Source organism: Vibrio sp. 10N.261.55.A7 (genome assembly GCF_002877365.1).
Lineage (GTDB): Bacteria > Pseudomonadota > Gammaproteobacteria > Enterobacterales > Vibrionaceae > Vibrio.
Genome location: NZ_MCWZ01000298.1, coordinates 23,948 through 38,306, shown reverse-complemented (window position 1 = coordinate 38,306; position 14,359 = coordinate 23,948). Strand labels below are relative to the sequence as shown.

The following is a 14,359-nucleotide window of genomic DNA, read 5'->3' as shown; positions in this document are numbered from 1 at the left end:
ATTATTTTTTACCGTACTGTCATTCTAATTATTTGTTCTTACTCGACTTTTTGTTCAGTTAAGAATTAAATGAAAATAATTTTAATTTTTTCCTAAAGCTTATTTCCTCTTGGCCGTTACAGGACTGAGAGAAATGAGATGCGTCAAAGTGAGGTGAGAGACACGACGGCGCATCAACCTAAATGCCGAAGGAGATCAATAATGGCAATTAACGTAAACACAAATGTGTCGGCGATGACCGCGCAGCGCTATCTGAATGGTGCTGCCGACGGGACTCAGAAGTCGATGGAGCGCCTATCGTCCGGTTATAAAATCAATAGCGCAAGGGACGATGCGGCAGGTCTTCAAATTTCCAATCGTCTAACCTCGCAAAGTCGTGGTTTAGATATGGCGGTTAAAAACGCCAATGATGGTATTTCGATTGCTCAAACGGCTGAAGGAGCGATGAACGAAACAACCAACATCCTCCAACGTATGCGTGATCTATCCCTTCAATCTTCTAACGGCTCTAACTCCCGTTCTGAACGTGTCGCGATTCAAGAAGAAGTCACGGCCTTGAACAACGAGCTGAACCGTATTGCGGAAACCACCTCATTCGGTGGTAACAAGCTGCTTAATGGTTCTTTTGGCAACCAATCGTTCCAAATCGGTGCCGGTTCAGGTGAGGCTGTTATGCTGAGCATGAACAATATGCGTTCTGATACCATGGACATGGGCGGTAAAAGCTATGTGGCGACGAACGGCCAAACTCCAGACTGGAGAGTCGATGCCGCAACAGACCTTACCCTGGACTATAATGATCAGAACGGTGAAGCAAAAAGCCTAACGATTAATGCCAAGCAAGGTGACGATATCGAACAGCTTGCGACCTACATTAATGGTCAAAGTGAAGACGTTAAGGCTTCCGTTGGTGAGGAAGGTAAACTACAACTGTTCGCATCAAGCCAAAAAGTATCGGGTGATGTGACCATTGGTGGTGGTTTAGGCGGTGAGATTGGCTTCGGCGCAGCGCAAGACGTAACGGTTGCCGACGTTGATGTGTCGACCGTTGCAGGTTCACAGTTGGGTGTGTCAGTGATTGATGGCGCACTAAAAGCGGTGGACAGCCAGCGAGCATCTTTAGGTGCATTCCAAAACCGTTTTGGTCACGCAATCAGTAACTTGGACAACATTAACGAGAACGTGAACGCGTCTCGTAGCCGTATTCAAGATACCGACTACGCGAAAGAAACAACGCAAATGACGAAATCGCAGATACTGCAACAAGCGAGTACGTCAGTGCTAGCTCAGGCGAAGCAGTCACCATCTGCAGCCCTTAGCTTGTTAGGTTAATCGGTAGGTTTCGTCAGGAGCTTATTGGGAACGGTGACCGAAATGGTAACCAACCTATAAGGTGGAAGGGAGATTGTTATGGAAATATCATCCAACACATCGAACATCCAGCCTTACGGCTCAAATGGTGGCATTAAATTTGCTTCAGAAAACAATGGTGCCCCGAACGTTTCCTCTCGAACAGAGGGTAGTAAAGCGTCAGAAGTAAACCAGAAGCACGTTCAATCTGTTGAAGCAACAATCGAGCTCGTCAAACAGCGAGAAAAGCTTAACAAGCAAGAACGTGAAATGATGGTAGAACAGATGAATGATTTTATCTCTTCTATTAATACTGGTTTATCTTTCCGAGTTGATGAACAATCAGGAAGGGACGTTGTTACCATCTATGAAGCCAGTACTGGTGATATCATTCGCCAGATACCGGAAGAGGAGATGTTAGAGGTGTTGCGACGCCTTCGAGATCAAGCCGCCCGTTATTCATCTGGGCTGGTTATTGACAAGGTATAGAATCGTGTTTTTTGAGGTGATTTAATGAGTTTAGGCCCTATGGGGATGAATACTGGCATGGATATCAATTCCATGGTCAGCAAAATTGTCAATGCGGAGCGTGCGCCGAAGCAGCAACGTATTGATAATGAGCGGACCAATATTGATGCTAGTATCAGTGCCTATGGTCGGCTCAAAGAGTCGCTGGATACGATGAAAAATCTCATGGCTAGCTTTCGTCAAGAGAAAGCGTTTGCAGCTAGAACTGTCGGCACTACGAATGAAAGTGTCGTCGCTGCAACCGCGACTACGGAAGCGATGGCTGGGAGATATGCTGTCGATGTGTTGCAGCTTGCGCAGAGTCATAAAGTGGCGTCTGATGTGTTATCTACAGACGACAAATTTGGCCCTGGTAAGCTGCAGATTCAACTTGGCAGAGATGACTTCACGATTGATGTCAGAGAAAACGCCACATTGGTTGATGTGGTTAGAGAAATAAACAACAACAAAAGTAACCCAGGCGTTCGTGCCTCGGTGATTAATGATGTCGAAGGGCCAAGGCTCATCGTTGCATCAAACCTGTCTGGAGAAGAAAACTCCATCAAGATCTCCGCTGAGGCGGGATTCAATGACCCTCTAAATAAGCTTGAATACAAAACGCTTGAAGAGCGAGTCAAAGACCTTGAAAAAGCCCGTGCAGCAGCACAAGAATTAATAAACCCTTTGTCTCCCCTTGAGCAAAAGTTTGCTCAAAAAGTTGCGGACACCATCAGTGACGCGGCAAAAGGGATTGATGAAGAGCTCGCTGATGAAGCGTCAGAAGCGGCGTTGTCTGTCGACCCATCTGCAGATAAAGCCGGGAATGAACTCTCAAAAGAGGGCATCACAGCAGCGGCAGATGCGAACAAATATTTAAAACCGCAAGACCGAATTCCAGGGTGGACTGAAACCGCTTCAGGCACACTGCTGGATTCTTATTACGAGCCAGAACCTGAATTAGACGCCAAAGCGTTAGAGAAAGCGCCAGATGTACCGGGGTGGAACAACAGTGCATCGGGCACATTAACGGACTCGTACGTCACGCCTAAAGAAGCTAAGCAAGCACTTGACCGCAAGCTCGCAGACGAGAAAGCTGCGATTGAGCGTGCAGTAGCGTCAGGTGAAATGACGCCAGAGCGTGCAAAGCAACTTGAGCGTTCAAAACTGTCACCAGAAGAGCGAACTTATCTTGAGCGTGTTGACCAAGCCGATGCTGATCTTTTGTCTGCGCAGAAAGCCTTTGATACTTATGTTGGTATGACTCAGGTTCAGGCAGCACAAGACTCTAAAGTCATGCTCGATGGCGTGGCTCAGCTTTCTAGTCAGAATAATGTGATTGAGAATGCTATTGAAGGCGTAGATTTGACCGTTAAAGGCAAATCGGAAGTGGGCAAAGCACCTGCCGAAATCGACATCGAATATGACAGACAAGGTGTCCGAGAAGACATTGAGCAGTTTGTTGCTGCGTATAATCAGTTCTATCAAACCAGCAAAGAGCTAGGCAGTGTTGATCCACGAACCGGTCAGGCAGGACCGCTTGCGGGCGATAGTATCGTCAGAAGCGCAGATTCAAGGCTAAAGTCGGTGTTCTCATCGAGCATTGAGCCTGCTCCTGATGAATTAAAGAGTTTGACCGAGTTTGGTATCACGACGACTAGGCAAGGTACACTCGAAATTAATTACAATATGCTGGATCGCCAACTGAACAATAACTTCACTAAGATTGGTGATTTCTTTGGTGGAAACCAAGGTTTTGCTAAAAAAGTTGAAGATGCGATCAACAGTATGACTAACGCAACGGGTTCGATTCGAACTCGAGAGCAAAGCTTAGTGGAGAAAAATTACCGCTTAAACGACGACCAAGCGGCACTCGATCGCCGTATGGACGGTTTAGAAAAGCGTACCCACTCAAAATTTGCCAGCATGCAAGACACAACCAGCAAAATGCAGTATCAGTTAGCCGGAATGATGAACGCATTAGGACAATAAAAAGCAATGAGCTTTAGGAAAAGGCGATGGTGTTAACTGAGGTTATGGTGCAAACCCGAGATATTCGTGAGATCGATCACCAAATTACACTGACTTTGCAGAAAAATGACTTTGATGCTGAAGAAATCGTTGGGCTGGTCGATAAAAGGGAACAGATATTGCAAAATATCTTAAACTATATAAAAGAAAATCCGAGTTTTGCTGAGTCAGAAGATTGGCTCTCTTTAGTTGAACAGACCAAAAAGGTTGTTGCATTAATGCAGTTAGAAACAACACAGCTTGGTAATAACTTGAAAAAATACCGTTACGGTAATAAGTCGGTTCAACAGTACAAGAAGTTTTTATAAAAGAGGATAGCTATGCGTGGTTCATTACAGGCATACAAGAAGGTATCAGTAGACAGTCAGCTAAGTGCAGCATCGCCGCACAAGATTGTTCAAATGCTAATGGCTGGCGCGATTGAAAGACTGATTCAAGGTAAAGCCGCAATGCAGCAAGGAAACATTCCTGTAAAAGGGGAGCGTTTAGGTAAAGCATTGGACATCATCATTAGCTTGAGAAGTTGCTTATCGATGAGCGATGGCGGAGACGTGGCTAAAAATTTGGACCAATTATATGAATTCATGATCACTCAAATCTCAGCGGCAAATCATCAAAATGATCCACAGCCAATTGATGATGTGATTGATATTATCCGTGAAATAAAGTCAGCGTGGGATCAGATTCCAGCAGAGTATCATAATTTAACTGCTACTGACGTTGGCATGTAATAACTAAGCAAAAGATGACATTACGCTCACATCGAGCAATTGCTTTGTTGCCTTATTTTTTTAATCAAATAAAATAGAAGCCACTACAAATTGTTGTAGTGGCTTTTTTGTTGCTGATTTATATAAATTGTCTATCGTTATAATAGCCCTTTTCAAAGTAAGCGCCCCGTTTCCGGTATTTAGATTTAGCCACCAACTTATCAAAATGAAGGCAATCGTTCTCACCTATGCATGGTTTAGCAAAAATACTAGTCATTGAAGATGACGCACAAATGCGAACTAATCTAAGTAATATTTTAGAATTCGTTGGAGAGCAGTGTGAAGTCGTGACGTCTGATCAAATCGAAGCTATCGATTGGTCAAAGTTTGCAGCAGGATGCATTATTGGCTCTATAAAAGGGCAAGCTCTACCTTCAAGCTTGAGCCAACAGCTGTCGACCGCTCATCATATTCCTCTGCTTATTGCGGGTAAGAACGCCTATCCAGTAGACGACTATCCTCAATATGTTGGTGAGCTAGATTTCCCACTGAATTACCCTCAACTAAGTGAAGCGCTCAGACATTGCAAAGATTTTCTGGGTCGCAAAGGTGTACAGGTTTCAACTGCATCGCGTAAAAACACCCTGTTTCGCAGTCTTGTCGGTCAAAGTTTAGGTATTAAAGAAGTACGCCATCTTATTGAGCAGGTCTCAGATACCGAGGCTAATGTCCTGATTTTGGGTGAATCGGGTACCGGGAAAGAGGTGGTTGCTCGCAACATTCACTATCACTCGACTCGTCGAAAAGGCCCTTTTGTTCCGATCAACTGTGGTGCTATTCCACCCGACTTACTTGAGAGTGAGTTGTTCGGGCACGAAAAAGGTGCCTTTACGGGGGCTATCACATCACGTAAAGGCCGGTTCGAGCTTGCAGAAGGCGGTACACTGTTTCTAGATGAAATTGGCGATATGCCAATGCCTATGCAGGTTAAATTACTGCGTGTACTTCAAGAACGTTGCTTTGAGCGTGTGGGTGGTAACACCACGATTCGCGTGAACGTTCGAGTGGTGGCTGCAACTCATAGAAATCTTGAAAGCATGATTGATGATGAGTCATTCCGTGAAGACTTGTACTATCGCCTTAATGTCTTTCCGATTGAAATGCCGGCATTGAAAGAACGTAAAGACGATGTCCCTTTACTGATCCAAGAGCTCATGACGCGAATGGAAGCTGAGGGTAGCCAACCAATTTGCTTCACTCCTCGCTCTATCAACTCCTTAATGGAACACGATTGGCCAGGTAATGTTCGAGAGCTTGCGAATTTAATCGAAAGGATGGTGATCTTATATCCAAACAGTTTAGTGGATGTGAATCATCTTCCAACGAAGTATCGCTACAGTGATATTCCAGAATTTCAACCTGAGAAAGCAAGCTTTGCTTCGATTGAAGAACAAGAGCGTGATGTATTTGCAAACATATTCTCAGAAGATTTTAGTTTGGATGCCGCTCAGCCTTTCCAAGATCATGTCAATGAACATGCACCGCAATCTCTTCCTCCGGAAGGACTAAATTTGAAAGAACTGTTGGCTGAACTTGAAGTCAATATGATCAATCAAGCGTTGGATGCCCAAAGTGGTGTGGTCGCAAGAGCAGCCGATATGCTCGGGATGAGACGAACGACTCTCGTTGAGAAAATGCGTAAGTACAATTTGCAGCGATAAACTGTCAATAACTTGTCGCAACCATAACTTGTTGATAAATAATATAAATAGCCTGGCTTGCTAATTGCATGTCAGGCTATAGTAGTTTTATTGGCAGAAAGTCGACATGCAAATACTAGATTCAACGGAACATCATTCACATTTAGGATCACTGGAAGAGCAGGTTGAGCGCTATAGGCAAGTGCTTGATGTGATGCCAGCAGGTATGATTTTGCTCGACACTCAGGGTGTGGTTCAAGAAGCCAATCCTGAAGCGCAGAAGTTGCTAGAAGTTCCATTGATTGGAGAAAAATGGTTTACCATCATTCAAGCTGCGTTCTCTCCACGCGAAGATGACGGCCATGAAATCTCACTGCGCAACGGGCGGAAAGTGAGACTAGCCATATCTGCGTCGAACACAGGTCAACTTATTCTTATTACTGATCTTACCGAAACTCGGCTGTTGCAATCTCGCATTGGCGACCTGCAACGCTTATCGTCTTTAGGTAAAATGGTGGCATCACTTGCTCATCAAGTAAGAACCCCGCTGTCTAGCGCGATGCTCTATGCTTCAAATCTGGCCGCGCCTAATCTACCGAGTGCCACAAAAGACCGATTCCAATCAAAGTTGATGGATAGGCTTCATGACCTAGAAAAACAGGTCAATGATATGCTGCTGTTTGCCAAAGGTGGCGATAATAAAGTCGTCAAACCATTTAGTATCGGTGATTTGGTTGCCGAGTTTAACCCTATGGTTGAAACAGCGCTGAAACACAACCAAATTGATTTTTGCCTAGAAGTGGAACAAGAAGAAACGACGCTTCTGGGCAATGCAAACGCAATCGCATCTGCACTGAGTAACCTCGTATTGAATGCGATTCAAATTAGCGGAAAAAATTCACAAGTTGATGTATTTTTCCGCCCAGTCAATGGCACGCTAAAGATATCAGTTCAAGACAGTGGCCCCGGTGTCCCTAAAGAACTGCAAAGCAAAATCATGGAACCCTTTTTTACGACTCGCTCTCAAGGTACAGGCTTAGGGCTTGCAGTAGTACAAATGGTTTGCCGTGCCCACGACGGCCAATTAGAGCTTATTTCAGAACAAGGCGACGGGGCATGTTTCACCATGTGTATACCCCTGCAACAAGAACGTTCTGAAGCTCAAGAATCACCTAATGGAGAATAACAATGGCACAAAGTAAGGTCTTGATAGTTGAAGATGATGAAGGTCTACGCGAAGCTTTGGTCGATACATTGGCACTCGCAGGCTACGAATGGCTTGAAGCTGACAGCGCAGAAGATGCGCTTGTTAAACTGAAAGCTAATTCAATCGATATTGTTGTTTCAGACGTTCAAATGGCGGGTATGGGCGGCTTAGCTCTATTGCGAAACATCAAACAGCACTGGCCAAATCTTCCTGTTCTCCTGATGACGGCCTACGCCAATATAGAAGATGCCGTCTCTGCCATGAAAGATGGTGCGATAGACTATATGGCGAAGCCATTTGCTCCAGAAGTTCTGCTCAATATGGTGAGTCGATATGCGCCTGTTCGTTCAGACGATAATGGCGATGCCATCGTCGCGGATGAGAAGAGTCTTAAGCTCTTGGCATTGGCAGACAAAGTGGCTAAAACTGATGCTAACGTGATGGTACTTGGTCCGAGTGGCTCTGGTAAAGAAGTCATGTCTCGTTATATTCATAACGCGTCGAACCGTAAGAATGGTCCTTTCGTTGCGATTAACTGTGCAGCTATTCCAGACAATATGTTGGAAGCCACGTTATTTGGGTATGAAAAAGGGGCATTCACCGGCGCCGTTCAAGCCTGTCCTGGCAAGTTTGAACAAGCGCAAGGCGGCACCATTTTACTTGACGAAATCAGTGAAATGGATCTGAATCTGCAAGCCAAACTTCTGCGTGTGATTCAAGAAAGAGAAGTGGAACGTTTAGGCAGTCGTAAAAGTGTTCAATTGGATGTTCGCGTTCTTGCAACGAGTAACCGAGATCTTAAGCAGTATGTATTGGAAGGCAACTTCAGAGAAGATCTGTATTACCGATTGAACGTTTTCCCAATCACTTGGCCGGCATTGTGCGAACGAGTTGGAGACATAGAGCCTTTGGCGCAGCATCTAGTAGAGCGCCACTGTAAGAAGCTCGGCTTACCTGTTCCTCAATTTAATTCAGAAGCGGTGAGAAAACTGCTGGGCTATACCTGGCCTGGGAATGTCAGAGAATTAGATAACGTCGTTCAGCGTGCGCTGATTCTAAGTGATAACCAGAACATCACCGGTGAACATATTTTACTGGAAGGCATAGATTGGCAAGACGCAAATAGCCTACAGCAGGTGGTGGAGTCTGGTAGCGCCGCGCCTACGGTTAAGCCAGTGGCGGAAGTGGATTCTCCCTATCAAAACTCAGTCTCGTCTTCCGGCCTCGGCGGTGAGCTTAGAGATCAAGAGTACAGCATCATCTTAGACACGCTTGTGGAGTGTAATGGTCGCCGCAAAGAAATGGCGGAAAAATTGGGCATAAGCCCGAGAACGTTACGCTATAAGTTGGCGAAAATGAGAGATGCAGGTATCGATGTTCCTGGCTAAATATGTATCAAATTAGTCGTTTACAATATGGCGTAATAATTGCATTAATTGGTTAGGAATTAGCATAAGTCAAAGAATTGGCATTAGAGGTTGTTATGAGAATCGATGGTCTTCAGGGAGAGATGCAAGCGCTTAAGCTTGAGGCGACAAACACAAAGCCTACGGCCACTGGACACACGGTAGGTGCGGATTTTGGCAATATGTTGACCAAGGCGATTAATAACGTGAATGGTTTACAGAAAGCATCGGGCAATTTGCAGATGCGCTTTGACCGCGGTGACGAAGACGTTTCTCTTTCAGATGTCATGATTGCTCGAAATAAATCGAGTGTTGCTTTTGAGGCGACAATACAAGTACGAAACAAGCTTGTTGAATCGTACAAAGAACTTATGAACATGCCAGTATAGATTAGGTAATTGACCGTGGCCGACGATACCCAAACAACAGACTTAGCGCTATCAGATTCAGCAGACAGTACCGCGATGGTGAGCTCTGATCTTGATGCGCACGCACAGAACCCCGATCTAGACGAAAAGAGTTCATCGAAATTTGATATGGCAATCGGTGATTTAGATTTGCTTCGTCAAGTGGTTCTCGTCCTTTCTATTTCTATCTGTGTCGCTCTAATAGTCATGTTGTTTTTCTGGGTTAAAGAGCCTGAAATGCGCCCATTAGGTGCCTATGAAACAGACGAACTTATCCCGGTTTTAGATTACCTCGATCAACAGAAGCTGGAATACCGACTCGACGGTAACACCATACTTGTGCCTGTTGGCGAATATAACAGTTTGAAGCTTAATCTATCTCGCGCTGGTCTGAACCAAACGAGCAACGCTGGCGATGAGATTTTAATGCAAGACATGGGCTTTGGCGTATCACAGCGCCTAGAGCTAGAACGTCTTAAATTAAGCCGTGAACGTCAGCTTTCCAAAGCAATGGAAGAGATGAACCAAGTGCGAAGAGCACGCGTGTTACTTGCATTGCCTAAGCAGAGTGTGTTTGTTCGACACAATCAAGAAGCCTCTGCATCTGTTTTCCTTACGCTTAGAACCGGCACCAATTTACGACAGACAGAAGTTGATTCTATCGTCGATATGGTTGCGAGTGCTGTACCAGGAATGAAACCAACTCGCGTGACGGTGACCGATCAACACGGTCGATTGCTCAGCTCTGGCTCTCAAGATCCAGCGTCAGCCGCTCGTCGTAAAGAGCATGAGTTAGAGCGCAAGCAAGAACAAGCGATGCGCGAAAAAATTGACTCTGTTCTTATCCCAATCTTAGGTTTTGGTAACTACACCGCGCAAGTGGATATTGAACTGGATTTCAGTGCGATTGAGCAGACAAGAAAACAATTTGATCCCAATACCCCTGCGACTCGAAGCGAATATACGCTAGAAGATTACAATAACGGAAACGTTGTTGCGGGTGTTCCTGGAGCGCTCAGTAACCAGCCTCCAGCCGATGCGTCCATCCCTCAAGATGTTGCTCAAATGAAAGATGGCTCGCTACTGGGTCAAGGCTCTGTGCACAAAGAAGCCACTCGAAACTTCGAACTTGATACCACGATTAGCCACGAGAGACGACAAGCGGGCACTGTGAATCGACAAACCGTTGCGGTCGCGATCAAGAACCAAAGTTCCGTCAACCCTGAAACGGGCGAGACGACGTATACCGCATTGAGTGAAGGTGACCTAAATTCAATTCGTCAGGTGTTGATTGGTGCGGTTGGTTTTAACGAAAGCCGTGGTGATTTACTCAATGTATTGAGCATGAACTTTGCTGTACCAGAGATGGAAACCATTGCTGATGTGCCAATTTGGGAGCACCCGAACTTCAATGATTGGATTCGCTGGTTTGCGAGTGCATTAGTCATCGTTGTTGTGATTCTTGTGTTGGTTCGCCCGGCTATGAAGAAACTGCTCAACCCTGCTGCTGATGAAGATGAAGGGATGTACGGACCTGATGGCATGCCAATCGGTGTGGACGGTGAAACTAGCCTGATTGGCGGTGACATTGAGGGTGGCGAACTGTTTGAGTTTGGTTCAAGCATTGATTTACCTAATCTCCATAAAGACGAAGATGTACTTAAAGCGGTACGTGCATTAGTGGCTAATGAACCTGAGCTTGCTGCTCAAGTTGTGAAGAATTGGATGGAAGATGCCTAACGATATTGTACCCCAAGAAGATGGGGCCAACGGTGACGAACAGACCGTCGACATTTCAACGATCACGGGTGATGAAAAAGCCGCGATTCTGCTGTTGAGTCTTAATGAAGAAGATGCTGCGGGTATCATTCGTCACTTAGAACCGAAGCAAGTTCAGCGTGTTGGTAGTGCCATGGCGCAAGCCTCAGATCTTAGCCAAGAAAAAGTGGGTGCAGTGCATCGTGCATTTTTGGAAGACATCCAGAAATACACCAACATTGGTATGGGCAGCGAAGACTTTATGCGTAATGCACTTGTTGCTGCTCTTGGTGAAGACAAAGCCAACAACCTTGTTGACCAAATATTGTTGGGTACGGGCTCTAAAGGTCTGGATTCATTGAAATGGATGGATCCACGTCAAGTGGCCAGCATTATTATTAATGAACACCCTCAGATTCAAACTATCGTTCTGTCCTATCTAGAGGCGGATCAATCCGCTGAGATCTTATCTCAGTTTGCGGAACGTGACCGTTTAGATCTCATGATGCGAATTGCTAACCTTGAAGAAGTTCAACCATCTGCACTGGCTGAGTTGAACGAAATCATGGAGAAACAGTTTGCTGGTCAAGCTGGTGCTCAAGCAGCCAAAATTGGTGGCCTGAAAGCAGCCGCTGAAATCATGAACTACATGGATACCAATGTTGAAGGGGCGCTTATTGACCAAATTCGCGACCAAGATGAAGATATGGCAACGCAGATTCAAGATCTTATGTTTGTCTTTGAAAACCTCATCGAAGTTGACGATCAAGGTATTCAAAAGTTGCTGCGTGATGTCCCTCAAGATGTCCTACAAAAGTCTCTTAAAGGGGCTGATGATGGACTACGAGATAAGATATTCAAGAACATGTCGAAACGTGCTGCTGAGATGATGGCCGACGATTTGGAAGCAATGCCTCCAGTAAAAGTATCGGATGTAGAAGCGGCGCAGAAAGAGATCCTTGCGATTGCAAGACGCATGGCCGACAACGGCGAAATCATGCTTTCTGGTGGTGCGGACGAGTTCCTATAATCATAGTGATCGCTTGAGTCTAAAATTTGAATGGCGCTTTGTGGCGCCTGTTCTCCAATTTAACGTGCAGAGCTCGACTATTTGATACGACGACGTCTCACGTATCTCGAATAAAGAATTAAGGTACGCCATGTCAGGTGAAAGAAAACGAGGCTTTTTACGCCTCGATAACGACTCCGAAGCTCAGCCTAAAAAATGGGGCTTACCTGACTATGGGGCAGAGGTAAATAAAGAAGCCAAAGACACGGCCATGAACTACGACCCAGGGTGGGTGCCTAGTTTTGATGAACCGGTTGAAGAAGCCCCCGTTGAACTCACCGACGCAGATATTGAAAATATTAAGCAATCGGCGTATCAAGAAGGCCTACTGCAAGGGCAAGAAGCCGGCTTCAAACAAGGCTACGAAAAAGGCAAAGAGCAGGGGCTAGAAGAAGGCCATAAAGAAGGCCTAGAATCTGGCCAGACTGAAGGCTTAGTGGCCGCTCAGGAACAGATAGATCAGCAGGTGCAAACTTTTGTCGGCCTGGCTAACCAGTTCGCGCAACCTCTTGAACTTATGAATGCTCAGGTTGAAAAGCAGTTGGTAGACATGGTGCTTATCTTAGTCAAAGAAGTGGTTCACGTAGAAGCGCAAACCAACCCTCAAGTCATCCTCGATTCTTTAAAACAATCTGTGGAAGCGCTGCCTGTTTCTGGTCACGCAATCACCCTAAAACTTCATCCAGAAGATGCAGAGATCATTCGCCAGTCTTATGGTGAGAAAGAACTCGATTTTCGTAATTGGACGCTGCATACGGAGCCTGCCCTTAACCGTGGCGATGTACAAATTGAAGCGGGTGAGTCGAGCGTTAACTACCGACTGGAAGAGCGCGTTCGCTCGGTTATCTCTAGCTTTTGTGGCAGTAATCGTCATCAAGGTGGCGAGTAATGTTGCCATTAGCCGAACGCCTCAACCAATACAAAACTCATGGGGTCAGCTGTAAACCGGTTGCATCTGGGAAATTGGTGAGAGTGGTAGGGCTGACCTTGGAAGCGACAGGGTGTCGTGCGCCAATTGGCAGCTTATGTTCGGTTGAAACCATGTCTGGTGAAATGGAAGCTGAAGTCGTTGGCTTCTCAGGTGATAATCTCTATCTCATGCCAAGTGAGCAAATCACGGGCGTTTTACCCGGTGCGAAAGTGACGCCACTGACGACGGACGTTGGCCTGCCTGTGGGCATGGAGCTGCTTGGCCGTGTCATTGATGGTGTCGGAAACCCGATCGACGGTCTTGGCGCTATCTATACCGAAAAGCGCGCCGCTTTTAATTCCGCTCCTATTAATCCACTGTCACGTAAACCCATCACTGAACCGTTAGACGTAGGCCTAAAAGCGATAAACGGCCTACTCACCGTCGGCAAGGGCCAACGAATTGGGCTGTTTGCCGGTTCAGGTGTCGGTAAGTCAGTCACTCTCGGAATGATGACCAGAGGAACAACGGCTCAGGTTGTCGTTGTTGGCCTGATCGGTGAGCGTGGACGAGAAGTGAAAGAGTTTATTGAAGAGATCCTAGGAGTCGATGGACGACAGCGTTCCGTTGTTGTTGCCGCGCCTGCTGACTCTTCACCATTGATGCGATTAAAAGGTTGCCAGACGGCGCTCACGGTTGCGGAATATTTTCGAGATCAAGGGCTCGATGTTCTGCTTTTAATGGATTCACTAACTCGATTTGCCCAAGCTCAGCGTGAGATTGCACTGTCAGTCGGTGAGCCTCCCGCCACGAAAGGCTACCCGCCCTCGGTATTTGCGAAATTGCCTGCGTTGGTGGAAAGAGCAGGTAACGGGAGTGAAGAACAAGGGTCGATTACCGCTTTCTTTACCGTATTGACTGAAGGTGATGATCTGCAAGACCCCATTGCCGACGCCTCACGTGCCATATTGGACGGTCACGTGGTACTTTCTCGTGAAATGGCTGATGCAGGGCACTATCCGGCGATTGATGTAGAAAAATCGGTAAGTCGAGTGATGCCTCAGATCACTTCTGAAGAACACATGTTAATGTCGAAAGCGGTGAGACAAGTGCTGTCAATTTGTCGCAAAAACCAGGACTTGGTTTCAATTGGTGCTTATAAACCAGGCAGTGATCAGGCGATAGACAGTGCATTTACGCTCAAACCTCGATTGGACGAGTATCTGCAGCAAAGTATGAAAGAGAGCGTACCGTACGCAATGTGCGTGGGCATGCTTAAAAACGTACTACAGATAGAGTCATAGCGA

General features: G+C 46.0%; 13 protein-coding genes. All 13 read left to right on the top strand.

The window, feature by feature from the left end:
- Positions 1-201: 201 nt before the first annotated feature.
- The 13 genes from BCU12_RS16515 (at position 202) to fliI (ending at position 14,356) form a co-directional block, all read left to right on the top strand.
- The gene (locus BCU12_RS16515) at positions 202-1,332 is read left to right on the top strand and encodes a flagellin (protein ID WP_102405357.1); all 1,131 of its coding nucleotides are present in this window, start codon (positions 202-204) and stop codon (positions 1,330-1,332) included.
- Positions 1,333-1,410: 78 nt separating this feature from the next.
- The gene (gene flaG / locus BCU12_RS16510) at positions 1,411-1,839 is read left to right on the top strand and encodes a flagellar protein FlaG (protein WP_102405356.1); all 429 of its coding nucleotides are present in this window, start codon (positions 1,411-1,413) and stop codon (positions 1,837-1,839) included.
- Positions 1,840-1,863: 24 nt separating this feature from the next.
- Positions 1,864-3,846, top strand: coding sequence for a flagellar filament capping protein FliD (fliD, locus tag BCU12_RS16505; RefSeq protein WP_102405355.1), 1,983 nt, complete (start codon positions 1,864-1,866; stop codon positions 3,844-3,846).
- A gap of 26 nt (positions 3,847-3,872) precedes the next feature.
- Positions 3,873-4,193, top strand: a complete 321-nt coding sequence (locus BCU12_RS16500) for a flagellar protein FliT (protein WP_102405354.1) — start codon at positions 3,873-3,875, stop codon at positions 4,191-4,193.
- 12 nt (positions 4,194-4,205) lie between these two features.
- Positions 4,206-4,616 carry a flagellar export chaperone FliS gene (gene fliS / locus BCU12_RS16495; protein ID WP_102405353.1) on the top strand — a complete coding sequence of 137 codons (411 nt, stop codon included), beginning with the start codon at positions 4,206-4,208 and terminating at the stop codon, positions 4,614-4,616.
- A 227-nt stretch (positions 4,617-4,843) separates the two neighbouring features.
- Complete coding sequence (locus BCU12_RS16490) at positions 4,844-6,316, top strand: sigma-54 dependent transcriptional regulator (protein ID WP_102405352.1); 1,473 nt, start codon at positions 4,844-4,846, stop codon at positions 6,314-6,316.
- Positions 6,317-6,422: 106 nt separating this feature from the next.
- Complete coding sequence (locus tag BCU12_RS16485) at positions 6,423-7,481, top strand: ATP-binding protein (RefSeq protein WP_102405351.1); 1,059 nt, start codon at positions 6,423-6,425, stop codon at positions 7,479-7,481.
- Between the two features lie 2 nt (positions 7,482-7,483).
- Positions 7,484-8,890: a sigma-54 dependent transcriptional regulator gene (locus tag BCU12_RS16480; RefSeq protein ID WP_102405350.1), complete on the top strand. Its 1,407-nt coding sequence runs from the start codon at positions 7,484-7,486 to the stop codon at positions 8,888-8,890.
- A gap of 95 nt (positions 8,891-8,985) precedes the next feature.
- On the top strand, positions 8,986-9,297 hold the full coding sequence (gene fliE / locus BCU12_RS16475) for a flagellar hook-basal body complex protein FliE (RefSeq protein WP_102405349.1): 312 nt from the start codon (positions 8,986-8,988) through the stop codon (positions 9,295-9,297).
- 15 nt (positions 9,298-9,312) lie between these two features.
- The gene (gene fliF / locus BCU12_RS16470) at positions 9,313-11,055 is read left to right on the top strand and encodes a flagellar basal-body MS-ring/collar protein FliF (RefSeq protein WP_102405348.1); all 1,743 of its coding nucleotides are present in this window, start codon (positions 9,313-9,315) and stop codon (positions 11,053-11,055) included.
- Positions 11,048-12,103, top strand: a complete 1,056-nt coding sequence (fliG, locus tag BCU12_RS16465; protein ID WP_102405347.1) for a flagellar motor switch protein FliG — start codon at positions 11,048-11,050, stop codon at positions 12,101-12,103. The genes fliF and fliG overlap by 8 nt, the downstream gene beginning before the upstream one ends.
- A gap of 130 nt (positions 12,104-12,233) precedes the next feature.
- Complete coding sequence (gene fliH, locus BCU12_RS16460) at positions 12,234-13,031, top strand: flagellar assembly protein FliH (protein WP_102405346.1); 798 nt, start codon at positions 12,234-12,236, stop codon at positions 13,029-13,031.
- Positions 13,031-14,356, top strand: coding sequence for a flagellar protein export ATPase FliI (gene fliI, locus BCU12_RS16455; RefSeq protein WP_102405345.1), 1,326 nt, complete (start codon positions 13,031-13,033; stop codon positions 14,354-14,356). Before fliH ends, fliI begins: the two co-directional genes overlap by 1 nt.
- The last annotated feature ends 3 nt before the right edge of the window (positions 14,357-14,359 follow it).

Bases quoted from the DNA above. Each gene is read 5' to 3' on its own strand.
- BCU12_RS16515 (WP_102405357.1), top strand. From the start codon at position 202: ATGGCAATTAACGTAAACACAAATGTGTCGGCGATGACCGCGCAGCGC.
- flaG (WP_102405356.1), top strand. From the start codon at position 1,411: ATGGAAATATCATCCAACACATCGAACATCCAGCCTTACGGCTCAAAT.
- fliD (WP_102405355.1), top strand. From the start codon at position 1,864: ATGAGTTTAGGCCCTATGGGGATGAATACTGGCATGGATATCAATTCC.
- BCU12_RS16500 (WP_102405354.1), top strand. From the start codon at position 3,873: ATGGTGTTAACTGAGGTTATGGTGCAAACCCGAGATATTCGTGAGATC.
- fliS (WP_102405353.1), top strand. From the start codon at position 4,206: ATGCGTGGTTCATTACAGGCATACAAGAAGGTATCAGTAGACAGTCAG.
- BCU12_RS16490 (WP_102405352.1), top strand. From the start codon at position 4,844: ATGCATGGTTTAGCAAAAATACTAGTCATTGAAGATGACGCACAAATG.
- BCU12_RS16485 (WP_102405351.1), top strand. From the start codon at position 6,423: ATGCAAATACTAGATTCAACGGAACATCATTCACATTTAGGATCACTG.
- BCU12_RS16480 (WP_102405350.1), top strand. From the start codon at position 7,484: ATGGCACAAAGTAAGGTCTTGATAGTTGAAGATGATGAAGGTCTACGC.
- fliE (WP_102405349.1), top strand. From the start codon at position 8,986: ATGAGAATCGATGGTCTTCAGGGAGAGATGCAAGCGCTTAAGCTTGAG.
- fliG (WP_102405347.1), top strand. From the start codon at position 11,048: ATGCCTAACGATATTGTACCCCAAGAAGATGGGGCCAACGGTGACGAA.
- fliH (WP_102405346.1), top strand. From the start codon at position 12,234: ATGTCAGGTGAAAGAAAACGAGGCTTTTTACGCCTCGATAACGACTCC.
- fliI (WP_102405345.1), top strand. From the start codon at position 13,031: ATGTTGCCATTAGCCGAACGCCTCAACCAATACAAAACTCATGGGGTC.